The 19,471-nt window shown below is 42.1% G+C and carries 14 protein-coding genes; 13 read left to right on the top strand and 1 reads right to left on the bottom strand.

Annotated elements, in window-relative coordinates; translation table 11 throughout:
* Positions 1-172 precede the first annotated feature (172 nt).
* Positions 173-3,082 carry an aminomethyl-transferring glycine dehydrogenase gene (gene gcvP / locus EH243_RS08385; protein WP_126158199.1) on the top strand — a complete coding sequence of 970 codons (2,910 nt, stop codon included), beginning with the start codon at positions 173-175 and terminating at the stop codon, positions 3,080-3,082.
* 410 nt (positions 3,083-3,492) lie between these two features.
* Here the strand turns inward: gcvP and EH243_RS18880 are convergent, their stop codons facing one another.
* Positions 3,493-3,648 (bottom strand): YgjP-like metallopeptidase domain-containing protein, encoded by a 156-nt coding sequence (locus tag EH243_RS18880; protein ID WP_420897533.1) that lies wholly within the window; start codon positions 3,646-3,648, stop codon positions 3,493-3,495.
* Positions 3,649-4,243: 595 nt separating this feature from the next.
* On the opposite strand from EH243_RS18880, the gene EH243_RS08375 reads away from it, so the two are divergent.
* The 12 genes from EH243_RS08375 to EH243_RS08320 all read left to right on the top strand — a co-directional run bounded on the left by EH243_RS08375 (position 4,244) and on the right by EH243_RS08320 (position 19,471).
* Complete coding sequence (locus EH243_RS08375; RefSeq protein ID WP_126158198.1) at positions 4,244-4,942, top strand: hypothetical protein; 699 nt, start codon at positions 4,244-4,246, stop codon at positions 4,940-4,942.
* Positions 4,926-5,633 carry a methyltransferase domain-containing protein gene (locus tag EH243_RS08370; RefSeq protein WP_126158197.1) on the top strand — a complete coding sequence of 236 codons (708 nt, stop codon included), beginning with the start codon at positions 4,926-4,928 and terminating at the stop codon, positions 5,631-5,633. The genes EH243_RS08375 and EH243_RS08370 overlap by 17 nt, the downstream gene beginning before the upstream one ends.
* Positions 5,634-5,761: 128 nt before the next feature.
* Positions 5,762-6,691: a HamA C-terminal domain-containing protein gene (locus tag EH243_RS08365; RefSeq protein WP_126158196.1), complete on the top strand. Its 930-nt coding sequence runs from the start codon at positions 5,762-5,764 to the stop codon at positions 6,689-6,691.
* Positions 6,692-6,700: 9 nt separating this feature from the next.
* Positions 6,701-9,235 (top strand): DEAD/DEAH box helicase, encoded by a 2,535-nt coding sequence (locus EH243_RS08360; protein ID WP_126158195.1) that lies wholly within the window; start codon positions 6,701-6,703, stop codon positions 9,233-9,235.
* A 151-nt stretch (positions 9,236-9,386) separates the two neighbouring features.
* Positions 9,387-9,704 carry an antibiotic biosynthesis monooxygenase family protein gene (locus EH243_RS08355; RefSeq protein ID WP_126158194.1) on the top strand — a complete coding sequence of 106 codons (318 nt, stop codon included), beginning with the start codon at positions 9,387-9,389 and terminating at the stop codon, positions 9,702-9,704.
* Positions 9,705-9,880: 176 nt separating this feature from the next.
* Positions 9,881-12,268 (top strand): DUF4238 domain-containing protein, encoded by a 2,388-nt coding sequence (locus EH243_RS08350; protein WP_126158193.1) that lies wholly within the window; start codon positions 9,881-9,883, stop codon positions 12,266-12,268.
* Between the two features lie 102 nt (positions 12,269-12,370).
* A complete protein-coding gene (locus tag EH243_RS08345; protein ID WP_126158192.1) occupies positions 12,371-12,928 on the top strand; it encodes a hypothetical protein in 558 nt (185 codons plus the stop codon).
* 138 nt (positions 12,929-13,066) lie between these two features.
* On the top strand, positions 13,067-13,384 hold the full coding sequence (locus EH243_RS08340; protein ID WP_126158191.1) for a hypothetical protein: 318 nt from the start codon (positions 13,067-13,069) through the stop codon (positions 13,382-13,384).
* A gap of 40 nt (positions 13,385-13,424) precedes the next feature.
* Positions 13,425-14,602, top strand: a protein-coding gene (locus EH243_RS08335; protein WP_126158190.1) for an IS3 family transposase whose coding sequence is annotated in 2 segments (ribosomal slippage) — positions 13,425-13,683 and positions 13,683-14,602 — 1,179 coding nt in all. Because the reading frame shifts where the segments join, the coding sequence is not laid out codon by codon here.
* Positions 14,599-15,846, top strand: a complete 1,248-nt coding sequence (locus tag EH243_RS08330) for a DUF5677 domain-containing protein (protein WP_126158189.1) — start codon at positions 14,599-14,601, stop codon at positions 15,844-15,846. Before EH243_RS08335 ends, EH243_RS08330 begins: the two co-directional genes overlap by 4 nt.
* A gap of 576 nt (positions 15,847-16,422) precedes the next feature.
* Complete coding sequence (locus tag EH243_RS08325) at positions 16,423-17,301, top strand: TnsA endonuclease N-terminal domain-containing protein (RefSeq protein ID WP_126158188.1); 879 nt, start codon at positions 16,423-16,425, stop codon at positions 17,299-17,301.
* The gene (locus tag EH243_RS08320) at positions 17,291-19,471 is read left to right on the top strand and encodes a Mu transposase C-terminal domain-containing protein (RefSeq protein ID WP_164549072.1); all 2,181 of its coding nucleotides are present in this window, start codon (positions 17,291-17,293) and stop codon (positions 19,469-19,471) included. The genes EH243_RS08325 and EH243_RS08320 overlap by 11 nt, the downstream gene beginning before the upstream one ends.

Here is a 19,471-nt window from a genome sequence, read left to right as displayed (position 1 = left end):
TTATTGAATGATTTTCCTGTGCCGATTGTTGTGCAGGATTATCGTGTGAGATAATGGCTATCGTGTCCCCCGGTCAGATCTTTTCGCAACGCGGGGTGGTGATTACCATCTCGCACCCCTTTGATTTCAGATCAGGCGTTAACCCGACTGATCAGTTTAAACAGGTTATTGTATGGCTACTGATAATTCTACTCCTGTCTCTGCTCTAAGTGAGCTTCAGCAGACGACTGACTTTACACGTCGACATATTGGCCCAGATGCCGATCAGACGGCAGCAATGCTAGCTGATTTGGGTGTTGGTTCTATCGAAGAACTGATGACACAGACCGTGCCGGATTCCATTCGTCTGGATGATGCACTGGCAATGGAGGATTCCGTATCAGAAGCTGATGCGCTGGCATTGCTGCGCAGCCTGGCTGATCAGAACACAGTTAACCGCTCGTATATCGGCATGGGTTATCACAACACCCAAGTGCCTAACGTTATTTTACGTAACGTGTTTGAAAATCCGGGCTGGTACACCGCGTACACCCCTTACCAGCCTGAGATCTCTCAGGGACGTCTTGAAGCACTGCTGAACTATCAGCAAGTGGTGATGGATCTTACCGGTATGGACCTTGCGAATGCGTCCTTGCTGGATGAAGCCACGGCAGCCGCTGAAGCGATGACGCTGTGCAAACGCTCTAATCGTAAGAAAACCGATGTGTATTTTGTGGCGGATGATGTTCACCCACAAACCATCGACGTGATTAAAACCCGTGCCGCTTATTTCGGCTTTGAGATCGTCGTTGGCAACCCTGTCACCGATCTTGAAAACCATGATGTGTTTGGTGTGCAGCTGCAATACCCAAGCACCTATGGCGATATTACCGATATCAAAACATTGATTGATAACGCTAAAGCACAGAAAGCGATGGTCTCTGTGGCGGCTGACCCATTGGCGCTGGTGTTGCTTAAATCACCTGGTGAACTAGGCGCTGATGTAGTGCTAGGTTCGTCACAGCGCTTTGGTGTACCGATGGGCTTTGGTGGCCCACACGCGGCCTTCTTTGCGGCCAGTGAAAAACTGAAACGTTCCGTACCCGGCCGTATTATCGGTGTCTCTATCGATGCCAACGGTAACCAAGCCTTACGTATGGCGATGCAAACCCGTGAGCAGCATATCCGTCGTGAGAAAGCGACGTCGAACATCTGTACTGCACAGGCGTTGCTGGCTAATATGGCGTCATTCTTCTGTGTTTATCACGGTCCTGACGGCTTAAAAACCATTGCTGAGCGAGTCCACCGTCTGACAGCGATTCTGGCTAACGGCCTGAAAGCGAAAGGCGTGGCAGTTAACGATACCTATTTCGATACCCTGACGCTGACGTTGCCAGAAACGGCTGCTGAGGTTTATCAGCGTGCGCTGGATGCCGGTTGTAACCTGCGTCAAATCGGTGCCGATAAACTAGGTATCGCCTTGGATGAAACGACAACTCCTGCCGATGTTGCCGATCTGTTTGATGTGGTACTCGGTACCGGTCACGGCTTGAACGTCGCTGATCTGGATGCTGAGATCGTTGCCGGTGCTGCAACTGGTATTACGGCTGAGATGCGTCGTAACGATGCGATCCTTACCCACCCAACCTTCAACAGCTATCACAGCGAAACCGATATGCTGCGCTACATGAAGAAACTAGAGAACAAAGATTACTCTCTGGTACACGGCATGATTCCGCTGGGTTCTTGCACCATGAAGCTGAACGCCACCGCCGAAATGATTCCGGTGACCTGGCCTGAATTCTCCAATATTCACCCCTTTGCACCGGCTGATCAGGTGACGGGCTATCACAAAATGCTGTCTTCATTAGAAGAGCAGTTGGTAGAAATTACCGGTTATGATGCGGTATCACTGCAACCTAACTCCGGTGCTTCCGGTGAATACGCAGGCTTGCTGGCGATTCGTAAGTATCAAGCCTCTATCGGTGAAGGGGATCGTAACATCTGCCTGATCCCATCATCGGCACACGGTACTAACCCTGCCTCTGCTGCGATGGCTGACCTGAAAATCATTGTCACCCGTTGTGATGAAAAGGGTAACGTCGATGTGGCTGATCTGCGCGCTAAGGCAGAACAGCATAAAGATGACCTGTCTTGCTTGATGATTACCTACCCGTCCACCCACGGTGTGTATGAAGAAGATATCGTCGAAATCTGCGAGATCATCCACAAAAACGGTGGTCAGGTATATATGGATGGCGCCAACATGAACGCACAGGTGGGTATCTCTAAACCCGGCGTGATCGGTTCTGATGTGTCCCACCTTAACCTGCACAAAACCTTCGCTATCCCTCACGGCGGCGGCGGCCCAGGTATGGGTCCTATCGGTGTTAAGAGTCATTTAGCACCCTTCTTGGCGAGCCATAAGGTGAGCCCAGTAGCAGGATTAAACCCAGAGAACGGCGCAGTAGCAGCAACACCTTATGGTTCGGCATCTATTTTGCCAATCACTTGGATGTACAACAAAATGCTGGGTAAATCTGGCCTGAAGCGTTCAACACAGGTCGCGATTCTTAATGCTAACTACATGGCTGAGAAACTGTCGGTGCACTATCCAGTGCTCTACCGTGGTCGCAACAACAAAGTAGCCCATGAGTGCATTATTGATATCCGTCCGTTGAAGGAAGCGTCAGGCGTTACAGAAGAGGATATCTCTAAGCGTCTAATGGATTATGGTTTCCATGCACCAACCATGTCCTTCCCAGTGCCGGGCACCTTGATGATCGAACCGACTGAATCAGAATCCAAGGTAGAGCTTGATCGCTTTATCGATGCGATGATCCAGATTAAAGCGGAGATCGAGAAAGTGCAGAGCGGTGAATGGCCAGCCGATAACAATCCACTGTGTCGTGCACCCCACACACAAGCGGATATTATGGTCGATGATTGGAGCCGTCCTTACACCCGTGAAGAAGCGGTATTCCCAAGCCGATCCGCCCGCGAGAATAAGTTCTGGCCAACCAACAACCGTATCGACAATGTGTATGGCGACCGGAACTTCATTTGTTCTTGCCCAAGCATTGAAACCTATATGGAAGACTGAATTTAGTGATAACAACAATTCAAGTTGGAAACTGACAATTCAAGTTGGAAACTAACAATTCAAGTTGGAAACTAAAGGCCGCTATCTCAGCGGCCTTTTTGTGTTTAACGCTTTTATGTGGGGCCTCTTCTAGGGGCGATTGTAGAATCATAGGGGTCTAATGATACACAGATAGAAATGGGTGTCGGTGAAGCATGAGACGTGCCATCTGAGGCTATGAAACTAAGTTGGTTATCTCAATTAAGTTGGTTAACTGACCTAGGTAAAGACAAAAAATGTGGTCCAGTAATGGTTCGCCTTTTTTCTTGCCCCTTTCTAAAGAAGGTAGGTTCTTACTTTCCAGTTATTAATTTGGAGGAATGCATTCGTATTTAGCCATCCTTCATGGTTAGTATCGTCAGTAGAATCCGTTATTCCTCTTCCCAGAACTGAAGCGAATCAAGCTGGATTCGGTGATAGAGTTCATGCATTATCACAGAGCTGATCGTAGGGTTCAGAACCATAACGTTTTCCCAGTTAAGCTTAAGCACGATATTGTATTTGGCTGAGCAATTAGCCCAACGGATTTGGTAGGTTTGAGTACCAACGGGGCAGATTCAGCATCCGTTGTTTTCGCATAACAAGTTGTAGCTGCGCGAGGAGTTGGTTACGATATCAGCGAGTACTTTTCTTCTGCAAATTACTGGCATGATGATCGTTTACTGGAAAAATAAAGGGGTCAGGTCTCGCATCGTGCATGCTGGGTTCTAATACCTAACTAGGCTATATTTTTTAAGTTGATTATTGTTATTTTTGACCTCCTTTCACAAGGAGGAAGTAAAAGGTCAGAGCCCTTTACGCTTCAAAGAGGTTCTTAAATACACAGTACGATTTGAACTTTTCAAGGAAAGGGGACACACTCAGTCTTCGTGCTTGCCTGTTTATTTGGTTGGTGATATTTTAATCAATAATAAAATCAATAGGTTATTGATTTGGTTTACACGTTTATATGCCACTCGTTGCCGAAATAGTGTGCACGCACGCTTTTCTGGAAGGGAATCGTCAAAATATGGAAGGTTTCAGAATGAAATCAGTTGGTTACAAGCAGAGGCCCAGTGATTTCTCACCAGTATATCAGGCACGCACACGAATAAGCTGTTAGCATTACGAAAAGGAGATCGAGTGCCCACAAATTTTTTTAAAACAGTAAACACGTATGGAGCGATGCTGAATAAACTAGCGACAGCAAACTTCTTTGTGTGGTTAATTGTGTTTTACTTTATCACTACTCAATCCATTTCCCTAAATGAAATTGCATCTCGCTTCACTCTCGATGTCTCGATTTCAGGTTTCAAAATACCCGTAGGATTTCTTGTTCCGCCACTAGTATTGGCAGTTTTATTTCGGATTATAAAATTGCATGACAGGATCTCTGATATTTTTGGGCTTCGTGCATTTTATGACTGGGAGTATGTTCTAAAACCAATAAAAGATGCTGTCGAATCCAATCTAGACAAGAAGACGGTAATGTCAAATCGAGGGCGGTTGATGTCCAAGGTTTTCTATAAGTATGCTTCGAGTCGAGATGACAACCCCATTGTTGATAAACACTTAATAGAAATGGTTCTAGATCAGCTGACCTGGTACTGGATGATTATTGAATCCTCATTCATCGTGTTTTGCGTTTTCTGCATTCTTTTGTATTTGGAAGCTTTTGAACATGCCTTGGTTGTTTTCTACTTTGGGCTGGGTCTTGTTGTTTTTTCGAAGGTGCTTCAAGGATCATGTTCGAAATACACAATTCAAGAGGTAGAAGTAATTCTAGATTCTGCTCCTAGAAAAAGAGAGATAAAGGAACAGTTCGATGCACTACAAAATTGAAGGGCATAGTATTCAAAGCCATAATGCTGCGAAACCACATACACAAACCTCAAGACAGGTTCTAGAAGAGCTTGAAAATATAGCTGTGTCTGGTCAAATACTAGACTTGGGTTGTGGAAAGTTGCGCTACAGCGACCACCTTTGTGAAATATCTCAAAACATTTGTTTTGCTGACTCAAGGATTCAACTAGAGCGAATGCAGGTGATAAAAGGTATAAGATGTTCTGTGCAGGAATATGTAGAGAAGAACTATCCTTTAAGCAGATGTGTAGCGATTGAAGACATTCAAGAATTAAACGATCAATTTGACTTTATCTTTTGCTCCAATGTTCTTTCCGCGATACCTTGTGAGCAAACTCTAAATACCACAATGTCAATTATTTATAGACTGCTATCTGATTCGGGGAAAGCTTTAGTTGTAAATCAGCATCGTAGCAGCTATTTTAAAAAATTCGAAATGGGTAGACCACACCTACACGGATATTTGTACAAAGGTAACCGGGGATCTTCATACTACGGAATTATCGATAAGTCGACTATCAAAAACCTTTCTAGAAAGCATGGATTTTCTACGGATGTTTTTGTAAGAGGGGACCGAACCTTCGCATACTTGACCAAAATGCTAACAAAGCCAGTCAAAAGGACGCAGCTTAGCTGCGCCTCTGCTGACGGCGTTATACGGGCATCATAGGAATGACAGCTCCGCCCCAAAGCTGATTTACAGACTGGATAAAAGTATTTTTTGATATGGAAATATAAAAGCTAACCAAAGATTTTCCTCCTAAAGGTTTATCTGGTTGATTACAGGAATAAGAATAAATGACTTCATTGGAAGAACTTAATAAAAATATATCGGTTGATTCAACTGATTATAATGATTGTATAGATGTAATAGAGCACGAGTATTACATTAATGGAATTAATGCTCAGATTCGGATGCATTATATAAAATTCGATGGAAATGGATTCCCTATGATCAAAGCTCTTGCAAAGATGCTCTACACCTACATTATAGATTACTGTATTGCTACCCGAAACAGACCTGAGCCACTCACCACTCGACAGTCAGCTAAACTTATAAAACAGGCAAGAGATCTTTTTCGCCATCCAGAAGTTTCAGACGACTCACCAGATAAAACAGGGGAGGCAGGGGAGTTACTGCTCTTTTTTTTAATGGAATCTGTACTAAAAGCTCCACAGTTAGTATCGAAGATGGAACTAAAAACCAACCATAAGGATGAAGTAAAAGGATCGGATGGAATACATGCACGCTTAAATGAAAAAACGGGGCTGGTCGATTTTTTCTTTGGAGAGTCCAAACTATACCAAGATTCATCTTCTGCAATAGCCGATGCAATAAAAAGCGTTGATCAATTCCATAATATAGAAATGTATCAGCATGAATTTATAATGGTGACGAAGCATTTTAAATATGCGGACGAGAAAACACGAGATGCTATTACGTCGCTATTCATACATGGAGAACCAGGCCCGAGCGTAAGTATTAATCATGCTTGCTTGATTGGGTATGATTTTAAAGGGTTCAAAAAGTTGTCTGTCATAGGTACATCAGATGAAATTAATAAAGAATTTCTTGATGTATTTGTAAAGGATGGGGAAAGACTAACAAAATTAATTCAAAAAAGATTTGATAATTTTGATAAAAAACATATCAAATTCGAAGTCTTCTTCTTACCCTTCCCATCAGTAGTAGCATTCAGAAACGCCTTTAATGCGGCACTAGATTAAGGATAATCTGTGAATATAGATATTAAAGAAAATATTGAGTTTCTAATAAAGAAGCTCGAAACTGCCAGTATTCTCCAACAGCTACCAGATAGTTTTCAATCAAATATCAATGTGGAATTCGATGACAGAGAAATAAATAGCCTAGCAGGTTACTCTTCCATACTATCACTCTCAGAAGAGCCAAATGACACCTCACTGTCGTATGAGATAATTACACGCTTAATTGAATATACTAATGGCGATTGCGCTAGAGTGATTTCCGCAGCCGATCTTATTTTTTCAAGAATCGGAAATTTCCCGGGAAGATCTCTACTGCGAGAAAGGCATATTAACCCATCTAGCAGATCGATATCACCATCACTAAAATTAGAGTGTGTTGCAAGGGAGGCAGAAAACACAGCATACACTGATGGTGAAAAAAGCATTTTGCTAACCGATTTTCAATACAAGCTTCTTAGTTCTTTAGATAGCGAGGAGTCGCTTAGTGTTTCCGCTCCAACTTCAGCGGGAAAATCATTTGTCCTTAACCTAGATCTTATTAGAAAAGTAAAGTCTGATACGGGACAGAGCATTGTTTATGTAGTTCCTACCAGAGCTTTAATATCAGAAGTTTCACATCGAATCCGTACTACTCTGAGAAGCGAAAATATCAATGATGTTATCGTTAGAACAGCTCCATTTCCTGTAGCTAAAGAAAAAATAAAGCAGGCCGTTGTATATGTGTTTACGCAAGAGCGACTGATGAGTTTCATCAACTCTCAAGACGAAAAGCCATTTATATCGTCATTAATTGTTGATGAGGCACATGAAATACAAAATGGAAAGCGAGGAATAATACTTCAGAATGCCATCAATATTACATTATCTAGGTTTGACAAAGTAAAAGTACTGTTTGCCAGCCCGTTAATAAAAAATCCAGCATATTTTTTATCTCTATTTGGTAGAACAACCAACGGTAGATATTTTGTCGAACAGGTATCTCCTGTTTCACAAAATATAATTTTAGTTTCCGAAGTAAAAAACAAACCTAAAGAAGTAGAAATATCGTTATTAAGTAGAGATAAGAAAATTACTATCGGCCAGGTAAAAATAAACTTCAAGTTCAGGGAAGGAAAGATTATACAGAGGGCAAACTTTGCACTTTCCATTAGTTCTCAGAACGAGTCGATAATATCTTTTTCTAATGGGCCCGCAGAGGCTGAAAAAATTGCTTGCCATATAGCTGATCTTTCGCCGGATTTTCAGCCCAGTAATGCTATTCTGACATTTGTTGATTTTATTAAACGTGAAGTACACAGAGAGTACTCACTTGCAGATTGTATAATGAATGGGGTGGCATTTCATTATGGCAATATGCCCTCATTGGTCAGATCTGGCGTTGAAGACTTGTTTAGAGAAGGGCACATCAAGATAATTTGCTGTACAAGCACTCTCCTCCAGGGGGTGAATCTCCCTGCCAAACACATCATTATTGAAAACCCTATGTCAGGTGATGATCCAATGACAAGAGCGGATTTTTTGAACTTAGCCGGTAGAGCTGGTCGGTTGCTTCAGGAGTTCCATGGAAACATCTGGTGCATTAGGTCTAGTGAATGGAAAAGTAATTGTTACGAAGGAGAACGATTGCAAGAGATATCATCAGCTATTAGTAACGTAATGGAGGACGGCGGATCAGTTGTGCAAGAAATTCTCGGAAATGTTGAAAATATATCCGGAGATATTGATATCGCTAAAGCTGAAGCTGCACTTGGGAAGCTATACCATGACTATTTAGTTGACCCTGAATTATCTTTTGTTGAACAATATCGAAATGAGCATAACTCAAAAGCTCTTGATGAAACTATTGATGCGATAAAAAATATCGAGGTTTCGCTTCCCATTCGAATACTTGAAAACAACCAGTCTTTAAGGCCTGACCATCTCCAGAAACTGTACCTCTACTTAAAAAGCAAGGATTCATTAGCCGATGTCGTTCCTATTTCTCCTTATATAGAGGGGGCAAAGGACAGAATGGAAGAAATATTCAAAGCCATAACTATATGCTTTGATTGGGATGTTACTGACCGATATAGATCATGGGTCAGCTATCTAGCTTACAAGTGGGTTTGGGGTGAATCGATTGGGAAAATATTATCAGAAAGAGTTATTTATATGAAAAGTATTGATTCATCATCGAATGTTTCATCAGTTATTCGAGGGTGCCTCAGTGTCCTGGAAGAGGCTATTCGCTTCAGACTTGTTAAATATTTCTCTGCATACATTGAAATATTAAAACACGTTGCCTTAGAGGCTGGGTATAATAAAGAAAGCGAAAGTGTCGAGCCATATCATATTTATTTAGAGTTCGGTTCATGCAGCCGACATGCTTTAAACTTAATGGCTCTAGGTATATCAAGATTTACAGCTCTACACTTAGAAAATAAATTCGACTTACCAAAAGATATTGAAGCAGAAGAGTATCTTGAGGTAATGAGGGGGATGAATATAGACTCTATGAATATGCCTGTGCTGTGCAAGCAAGAAGTAAGAGATCTTCTTTCATAAGTGTTGTTTTTGAAAATTAAATGCAACAAATATGTGCTAGGGTCGTGAAGGTAGATTGAAGTACCGTATAACAAGCGCATGTTGTCGGACTTGTTTTCCGCTGCGCTTCAAACCAGCCGAAAACGCGAGCGTTATATGCCTAGGAGCACCAATGTCAGTTATCGCGAATACGCCTAAACCACCATATTATGCTGTCATTTTCACCTCGACACGAACAGAAGGTGACAATGGTTACAGTGAAATGGCTAATAGAATGGTTGAGTTAGCAGAGCAACAATCTGGCTTTCTTGGAGTAGAATCCGCTAGAGAAGATGTAGGAATAACAGTTTCTTACTGGTCAGATTTAGATTCTATTAAGAATTGGAAGGCAAACTCTGAACATTTAGAGGCTCAAAAAACTGGGCGTAAATCTTGGTATGCTTCTTTTAAAGTGCGCATATCAAAAGTAGAACGAGACTACGGCATATAACAAGTCAATTAAAAGGACTAAAAACAGCGGGCTATCTCGCTTCGCTCGTATTTTCGCCCACAATTTGTAGCCTCTTATTGAGGCGTTAGGCTTTGAGCGAACGTTTAGCCTAGGTGTTTTTATTGACCAACACTTAAAGGATTGCACTCCTGTCATAAAGGTGTATTGAATACCCGATGAGCCAAACAAGAAATAATCATTATGTGCCTCAGTGGCACCAGAACGGGTTCATTGATGAGCGCGATAATCAATTGCGTCATCTGAAACGCCGTGATATTCAGCTAAGAGATGGATCAACCAAAGTTGTTTATGGAAAGAATTGGTTTACTGCCGCACAGTGCTTTTATGAGAAAGACCTGTACTCAACTTTTTTTGGCTCTTTTGTCAATGATGACATAGAAAGGAAGTTGTTTGGACCGATTGATGATAATGGTGCAGATGCGGTTAAGGCGTTTCTTACTGATGATCAGGCTCAGTGGCACCATAGCTTTCAGGATTTCTTTACTTACTTAGACGTACAGAAATTACGGACTCCCAAAGGATTAGATTGGGTTAAAACAAAGTACCCTGAGTTAAATCAAATTCAGTTGATGACTGAGATGCAGGCTTTAAGAACTATTCACTGCACGCTATGGGCAGAAGGGGTTCGTGAGTTGGTATCAGCCGAAGATTCAGACATTAAATTCATATTGTCAGATCATCCAGTAACTATCTTTAACTACGCGTGTCCACCAGACTCAGAATTATGTGCCTATCCCAATGATCCTGACATCGCCTTAAAGGGGTCTCAGACCATATTTCCTTTGGATAAAAATCGATGCTTGATCTTGACGAATCTTGAATATGCTAAAGACCCAAATGGTACGAACCCGTTAGAGCAGCGACCAAACGCTACTAGAATACGGCATTCAATGGTCAATACAATAAACTTCATCGCAAAAAGAAAGCTGAAACAAGATGAAGTGACCAAAATAAATCACATAATAAAGTCTAGATCCAAAGACGCAATTGCTGCGGGAAAAGAGACCTGGCTTTACCCTGAAGACAGGCTAACTTGCAAGTGGTCTGAATTACGCCATGTTTTATTACCACCAACTGAAGAGCTATACAAATTCGGTGGAGAAATGTACGCAGGTTATGAGGATGGCAGTACTTATTATCAGGATGAATTCGGCCGTACAAACCCTCAAAATGAGAACCTGAAAAAAGAAACTAATGAAAAAAAATTAGGAAGAAATGATTATTGTGGTTGCGGCAGTGGCCGAAAATATAAGCACTGTTGTAAAGATCTACCGGACGAGTTGCGGACCAGTTGGAGTGAGCTGAGTGTTCGTGAACGAAATTTAGCATTTTGCCGTGCAATCAAGGGGATTTTAGGGTTTGATGCTGGTAAGACGTGGCTAGATATTAGGCGTGAAATTACTGAGAAACAAATTTCCGATATTTATAGTTTCTATTCTTTCATATGGCCTCGTGAAACAGATATCTATTCATTGCTACCAAAGTCGGACGGCCGGTTCAGGGCTTTATACACAGGTGTTCTTGATGTTCGAGTTATCGGCCTTCACGCATTACCTATGGCTTCACTATTTAGTGAATTTCTTATCGAAAGCCCAATTATCAATCCAAATAATGTTAATCCTGAGTTTAGCCCAATAAAGAACCCAGGAAAGTATAAGTACCAAGCACTAAAAGACATTTCGTTTATGTTGGAGTTAGAACCGTATATTTATTATGGTCTTATCAATCTAATTCCTGATCCGAGTAACTTCGATCTGCACTTAATGAGAGCCATGATGGACATGGCTACATCCCGAAGAGGAACCGTGCAAAGTCGGAAAGATTCCGAAGCTTATACAAAATTGGCATTTGAGGATTTTTTGAACTCAATACATATGATGCCTAGAGATGTAAAAATATGTTTATTGGTTAGCGATTTTGGCATGCCTGAGAATCTCGCTGAGCAGTCGATTGATAAGTTAGATGCGAATGCTGAGGCATCTCCATTGACCATGCTCCAGCCAAGAGAGCCAGGAGATGGAGGTCAACTTATGCAGTTTAGCATGTCTCCAAATTATGAAATGTCGCTCTTTACAGCTCAGGTTACAGGTTCGGTTATCGTAACCGACAGTGAGTCTAGGTGGTTAGAATATCAAGCGGCGCAGCACAGGCAAGCTGGCGTTGCTTCCTATCCGTGGAATGATATATATGGGAAGCTGGTTCGAGCTCCAATGGATTATCACATGCTTGGACTTTACGTCAAAAGTCAGCATCACTTTACAATTTCTAGATCGATTTTAGAACTTGCGGATAAGCTAGTATTGGCAGATGAGCGCAACCCTAAGCAATTAGAAAATTTGAGTGATTTAATAGATCGTTTAAATAATAAGCTTGGCGAGATAGATACCGATGATGAAGCCGAGTTTGTGAATGGTGACTGTAAGATTTTAGTTCCTGATGGCGGTATACATGACAACAATGTTCAACGGTTGTTGGTACGTTCAGGGTGCCTAAAATACGATGATAAAGTTCGTTCGATCTATTATGTTAACTTGAAGGTGTAAAATAAGTCTAACAAATGCATGTTGTCGGACTGGTTCTCCACTGTGCTCCAAACCAGCCGCAAATGCAGGCGTTAGGCATCATTAGTCGGCATTGGAGTTAAATTGGACTTTAAAAAATCACAACCGGTAGACGATGAACCTGGACTTTGGCGACTTCAAATGGAGTTTATGGCTGAAGCTGAGAGGTTTTTCGGCTCAAGAGACCAATCAAAAAAAATCTATCAACCATCATGGGATGTAAATGGTCCTTATGTAAGGTACACACCGAGCAAAGACGGGGCGTTTGCGGAATTAGGCTTTAATGCAAAAACCGATTGGAAAATGGTTGTTTATCAACTTGCTCATGAAACGGTTCATTTACTTGATCAGCATGGAGGCAAGCAGACTCATCTTCTCGAAGAAGGTGCCGCTGTTAGATTCTCCTTGGATATGATGAAAAAATATGGATTTGATACCGCTGGCTTGCCAGAGGTAGACTCGTATAAAACTGCATTGAAGTTGTTCGATTCACTGGGTAACGATTCATATTTAATTGCAAAAGAGCTTAGGGCAACATGTGATAATTTTATTTCAATTGATGCAATTGAAATAAAAGCTAGATGTCCTGATCTATCTGAAAATATCATCTCAGAAATGCTATCAAGGCCAGTAATGCGTTGAGTTGTAGCTGAATGCCTAACAAGGCACTTAAACGGAACTAAAACAGTGGGTTAGGTTTCGTTTCGCTGCACATTTTAACCCACAATTTTAGTCCGCTTAGTGCGGCATTAGCATTTAATATCAGAGGGACCCAGCTTTATGTCTCGCAAGAAAAAAAAAGCCAAGAGCTCCAAGAGCCAACAAGGTCGAATTGCTTCCCATAAGAAAGAGGGGAGCAGGCTGGTTGCTCCTTTCAATCAAATTCCTAATGCGAGCTATATGTCATGGATGAATGAGAGGCTGCCCTGCATGGTTTGGGGGGCACTGTTGATTAATGGTATTGGAAGAGAAAAAGCGATCGAGGTTTTTAGAAATATAGGGCTTCACGTCGGAAATGCGTTTCGCGAAACAGAAGACAGAGATTGCGAGTTACCTAGAGTTGGGCTTTGTAGTGGCAGAATAAATTTGGCCACCTGATTAGAGGTGATAAAATCACCTTAACTAACCAGGTATAAAAATGACTAAACAAAGCAGACCCACATATTCTCCAGAGTTCCGCCTTGAAGTTGCACAACAAGTTGTCGATGCTGGTCGTTCAATTCGTGATGTGGCTGAAAGCCTCGGCCTAGGTAAATCAACCGTCGATAAGTGGGCACGTCAGTTACGTCATGAACGTAACGGTAATCTATCATCAGCAACACCTTTGACGCCCGATCAAATAAGAATTCGTGAGTTAGAAAGAAAATTGCGCATTCTTGAAGAAGATAACCAAATTTTAAAAAAGGCTTCCGCTCTCTTGATGCAAGACTCGATCAAAGGTTTTCGTTAATACACGAGCTTCAAGAGAGCAAGGGAACTGCACGACTTTGTCGTCTTTTTGAAGTTCACCGCAGCAGCTATCGGTATTGGCTCTCTCATCCACCTAAAACACATCCAGAGCGTCTCAGGGTGATTGCTGAAATGAAGCGATGGTTCGGTGTAAGCCACGGTTCAGCGGGCGAAAGAAGCCTTGTTACAATGCTGGCGACGTCAGGCTATAAAGTGAGTCGTTGGCTGGTGAATAAGCTGATGAAGCAAGAAGGTCTGATCAGCCGGCAGCTGCCTACGCATAAGTATGCAAAAAGTGAAAAAGAACATTTAAGTATACCTAATACACTGGCCAGACAATTTAAACCCAAAGCGCCCGATCAAGTATGGTGCGGGGATGTAACCTATGTTTGGACGGGGAAAAAGTGGCTGTATCTGGCGGTCGTTTTAGACCTTTATGCACGCAAAGTTGTTGGCTGGGCTACGTCAAACAGCCCGGATAGGGAATTAACGAAGAAGGCTCTGAGAATGGCTTTTGAAAGTCGAGGTAAACCCAAAAATCTCCTATTCCATAGTGATCAAGGCTGTCACTATACGAGTAAAGCATTCCGACAATTACTCTGGCGCTATGGTATTCGCCAAAGCTTAAGTCGCCGAGGGAATTGCTGGGATAACAGTCCAATGGAACGCTTTTTTAGAAGTTTTAAAACAGAATGGATGCCAAGGTCTGGATATCATGATTTTAGTTCGGCCGTACACTCGATCACGGAGTACATCATTGGATATTACAATCGGTATCGGCCTCATCAATTCAACGAGGGATTATCGCCACTAGTAGCAGAACAGAAATACCAAAAAACCTCTAAAGCGGTGGCCAGTTTTAGTTGACCACTACACTTTACGGTTTATCAACTTTAGATTCAGACCTTCAAGATAGGTTCTTTGACGTACTTTTTGAGGAGGATGGGGTTGTCGATGCACTGAAACCATTAGTGTTATTTGATGGTTTACCATTAGCAGAAAGATGGCATGAGAATCTTGGTATTGCTCCTGAAAATCACAACGAGCTATGGACTCAGCTAGCTGACGCTGTTCTCGTTCTGCTTGATCATCAATCTCAAGAATCAACAGATTGCCGCTGGGCTTACATGACCCCCATCGTCAACTCGGGAAAACTGCATCTGCAAAATGAGGAGCAGTTTAGGGAATTTACCGAATATCCTTTTTATGAAGATCAACGGAAAGTTAGGCCGACGATCAGAGCTACGGAGATGCAGTTTGGTAGCGGAGTCATGAATGAGGGGTATTCAGTTCCGAAAAAGGAGTGGTCTAAGCAGTTCTGGAATGAGTGTAAGAAGAGAACTGAGTGCTTCGCGCCGCCCCCTGACAAACCGACAGCAAGTTACGATTTACCTAGGACGTTAGCAGAAATTAGAAGTGTTTGGAGCGACCTAGCAGATCATTTCTCTGACACTGATGAATTCACTCATGTCCAGCCAAAGCGCGATGCTTCTTTTGGGTTTTGCTTCTACGCTTTGGCTTTAACTCAAGAGGGGTTGGCTTCTTCAGGAAAACTACTAACAGCAAAGCTAGCCCTTAGAATGTTAGCAGAGCTATACATCACATTTAGTTATCTAATTTCTGTTGGTGACAGAAAACTTTGGGATGTTTATAGAGCCTATGGTGCAGGCCAAGCAAAGCTCACTTTTTTAAAGCTAGAAGAAATTTTGGAAAATCAACCAGGCTACCTCAATAAGGAAAGTGTGGAAGCATTGGCCAATGAAGACATGTATATGGATTTCCAAGATATCAATTTGGGTAATTGGGCAAACATTGATCTCCGGAAAATGTCTCAGGTGGCGGGATGTAAGGATGTATATGACGCCTACTATTCCTGGCCCTCATCATACGCCCATGGGCAATGGTGTGCGGTGAGGGATGTAGTTTTCACAACGTGTCATAACCCGCTCCATAGACTACATCGGATTCCGCGTGCGGCTCCTAGGTACGAGGACGGCGCTGAAGAAGACTTGGTTTTGCTGCTCAACAAAATCCTTGAGCTGTTAAACGGAATTTATCCAGGTTTTGAAAGACGAGCGGAGTTAATGTCAACTAATAGTGCCCAGTGCTAACAAGTGCAGGCACGGCGACGCCCACTACATTGCGCCTTCGGCTCCATTTCGTGGGCGCGCATGCTGCAAGCGTTAGCTGTAGGAGTGAGGAATGGATGGGTAAACCATCTCGACTCTGCGCCGAATCCGGTAATCCAGATCGAAACAGGGTAATAGCCGTTGCCGATCTAATCCTGCTATCTGGCACGTAATTATCCCTCTAATGACTGCCCTTCATCTCAAAATATTGACGTTTTTTAGCGAGTATAGACAAAGAAATGAGTCGTTTTGCAAACTTTTAAGCTGATTTATCCTCTGTATAAATGATTATTAGACGTTGTTTTTAGATTTTTTTTAGATCAAATAAGAATATATTTCTATGTTTTTAGATTCTGTGGTTTTAAAAAGAGGCCTATATAATATATGAAGTAATAAATAATAATTTTTAAGCTATTGAATCTGAAGACTTATACTAAATGCTAAATATTGGGTTTTATTAATAAAACGTTAATTAATTCAATAACTTACGATTTATCCGGATTGGACTTGATGTTTTTTTCATGCCTAAAATAGCCTCAACTTATAGAGGAGGTCAGTATGAAAAACAAACAAGTCAAGCAGCCGGTCATCACTGACTCTGAACTTAACAAAATCAAAAAGTACCAACGTACTGTGAAGAAGAATGGTTTCCGTCCATGGGTAACGGTTAGACAATCACATACTTATGGGCAAGGACAAATCATTTTCAGCCACAAAACCGGCCGACTTCATCATCTATTGAGTCGCGGGGAACGACTGCCATTCTTTATGTTTGAAAGTGATGTAACGATTGTCGATATTCTTGAGCAATACCCTTTACCGATAAATGAAACCCTCGATATAGCTAGAAAACTCAATATTGTTCATCCGGGCTCATACAAAGAGCGCTACAAACATGATCTAAAAATACCTGCTAAAACAATGACAACGGATCTTGTGATTATCAGGCAATTACCGGACGGTCGAAAGATACTTGAGCCCTACAGCTATAAGTATCAATCTGCACTAGATAGCGCAGTAAATGGCCAGCGTAAGGTGAATCGTACACAGCAAAAGCTGGACTTAGAGTTCGCGTTTTGGCGGACCCAAGGGGTGGAGTGCGTATTACTAACTGAGCATGATTTTGATCGTACTGAGATTTATAACCTTGAGTTCTTGCGGGAATGCTATGACCACCCCGAGTATTTAGATATGAGTAACGAAAAGCTATTGAGCATCATCGATACGTTCGTAAAACACTTCATAGGCCACTCAGAGCTGACCTTGTACCAACATATTCAATGTGTTTCTGAGGCTTTAGCGATCTCAAAATATCAAGCTCTCTCTGTTTTTCAGAAGGCAGTTTACGAAAGGTTGATCAACCTGAACCTTAGTGAGCGTATTGAGTTATATCGTCCGATTCACTATCCGCCACAAGGATATGGTTATGTTGCCTAATCAAAAAATTATTTCATGTGATAAGAATGCGATTGAATGGTTAATCGTTGAGGTGGCTCCAGAGGTCGACCTCGTTGCGTTGACTGACTTATCGTTGAAGAATCCCCGCAGGCCTTTTACGAAATCGCTTTCTGAACTTCAAGCGAGTGTCGACAAAGGGATTATGCAGGTTGTTGATCATTCATTTCCTGCTGCGCTTGAATTACGTGATGCTGATATAGAAGAGAAGTGGCTTGCTATGCGTAATAAAGCGCTAGAGGCTATTCATCCCATCGTTAATGATCAGTCTATTCGGTTGGAATATTTATTTGGTGATAGCGCGGGCATTTTCTCTAAGCTAATGAAAGAGTCTGGCAGAAGTAGAAAATTTATAGCCACGTCACTAAACCGTTTTTTTGCCTTCGGTGGATTTCATAATTCGCTGCTCCCTCAGTACTTCATGTGTGGGAAAAATCAGACTCGATTAGACGATTATTTCGTTATCGAAAACAACGTAGTGTGTCTTAAGTCTAAGCCTGGCCCAAAGACGAAATTTGGGACTCCTCATCGTATGGTCACGGAACAAGACCGTCTCCAGATTGCTGCGTTTTGTAAAAAGATAAGGTCTGGCTATAAGGTCAGTCTCAGAAAATTGTATTTAGATTATTGTCGTCAGTATTGTCTTGTATCTGTTAAGCCGAAAGGTGCATTAGACACTGATATTGCTGAAAATCTTGGGGTTTTGTTGCCACCCCAGTTTCTCATATCACCTCGATCATTTATGCGAGAGGTTAAAAAAATAGTGAGTAACTTAACCTTTTTGCGTAAGGAAAAAGGGTCCATAAATTATGATAGGGATCATGCTGGTAAGCCTGGTGTTGCGAGAGAAGGCCTGAGAGGGCCGACCAGTCGGTATGAAATTGATTCGACAGTAGCTGATATTTATATCAGGTCTAATTACTCCGGCCAAGAAATGATCGCGATTGGCCGTCCAATCGTTTTCCTTGTGATTGATACCTGTACGACCATGATTGTCGGTGTGCATGTGGCATTTGATGGGCCTAATTGGCATTCCGCAGGGCAGGCTTTATATAGCGCAATGACTGATAAAGTGGAGTTTTGCGCCAGCCATGGCGTCACAATCAAAGCGGAAGATTGGCCATGCCATCACCCTTGTCGAGAGCTAACATTTGATCGGGGTGGGGAAAATACAGATGCACATATTGAAGCCTTACTGCGGCCGCGAATTGGAATTACAGCCGGTAATTTTAACGCGTATCACCGAGGTGATTGTAAAGGTTGCGTTGAAAAAATGTTCGATTTACTTAACCAAGTTATTGTTCATATCGAAAACGGAAAGGTTGTAAAAAACCCTCGAAAAGAGGATCAGCATGCTTCGCGCAAAGCGACAGTTACCTACGATCAATTTATGAAAATTCTCATTAAAACGATTATTCATCTGAATAATACACGCACGCGTGTCGATTCTCACAATTTTGAAATGTCCCGAGACGGTGTTGGTTATACGCCACGTGATGTTTGGAATTGGGGGATAGAGAATGCGGTTATGACCCCGACTGTTTCTAGGGAAAAAGTACGGTATGCGGTACTTCCTGAAGCTGAAGCAACTGTTCAGGATAAAGGCGTCTATTTTCGAGGACTTTACTATTGTAGTGACGAAATCGTAAAGGACCTATGGCTCGATAAAGCTAAAAATGAAGGCCGTTATAAGGTTCGAATTCGATATACCGATACATCAACTAACCACATATGGGTTACTGACTCGACGCTAGGAAAGATCATACAGCTGAATTTAACCACGCGTAGTGAAGCTTATAAAAATCAGATATGGGCTGATGTGATGAGCAAATTGGAAAGGAAAAAAGGCGTGTTAGCTGAGCAAGTAGAGCTAAGACTTGCTGAGCGAGTCAAGTTGGAGCTTGAAATTAGTGAGATTGATGATGAGGCAAAAAAGAACGTTAGATACTTAAGGCAATCGCAAGCAAAAAATATTCAGCCAGGCATGCATGGGTACAAGGAAGTTGAAGCCGCGAAGCAGAAGTTTTATGAGTCTATGGATATTCAAACTGATTTAAAACAACCCAATACGACGGCAGTAGATACCGGTTCTGTTCGAGACTCTAGCGGACAAGATCTTACCGACCCAACCATTATCCAATGTGAGGATTAA

Origin of the sequence: Amphritea opalescens (assembly GCF_003957515.1) — a bacterium.
Lineage (GTDB): Bacteria > Pseudomonadota > Gammaproteobacteria > Pseudomonadales > Balneatricaceae > Amphritea > Amphritea opalescens.
The sequence above is the reverse complement of the archived record's forward strand: the minus strand, read 5'-3'. Positions and strand labels throughout refer to the sequence as shown.

Excerpts from the sequence above, each read along its gene's own strand:
- gcvP (WP_126158199.1), top strand. The coding sequence starts at position 173 with ATGGCTACTGATAATTCTACTCCTGTCTCTGCTCTAAGTGAGCTTCAG.
- EH243_RS08370 (WP_126158197.1), top strand. The coding sequence starts at position 4,926 with ATGCACTACAAAATTGAAGGGCATAGTATTCAAAGCCATAATGCTGCG.
- EH243_RS08365 (WP_126158196.1), top strand. The coding sequence starts at position 5,762 with ATGACTTCATTGGAAGAACTTAATAAAAATATATCGGTTGATTCAACT.
- EH243_RS08355 (WP_126158194.1), top strand. The coding sequence starts at position 9,387 with ATGTCAGTTATCGCGAATACGCCTAAACCACCATATTATGCTGTCATT.
- EH243_RS08350 (WP_126158193.1), top strand. The coding sequence starts at position 9,881 with ATGAGCCAAACAAGAAATAATCATTATGTGCCTCAGTGGCACCAGAAC.
- EH243_RS08340 (WP_126158191.1), top strand. The coding sequence starts at position 13,067 with ATGTCTCGCAAGAAAAAAAAAGCCAAGAGCTCCAAGAGCCAACAAGGT.
- EH243_RS08325 (WP_126158188.1), top strand. The coding sequence starts at position 16,423 with ATGAAAAACAAACAAGTCAAGCAGCCGGTCATCACTGACTCTGAACTT.
- EH243_RS08320 (WP_164549072.1), top strand. The coding sequence starts at position 17,291 with ATGTTGCCTAATCAAAAAATTATTTCATGTGATAAGAATGCGATTGAA.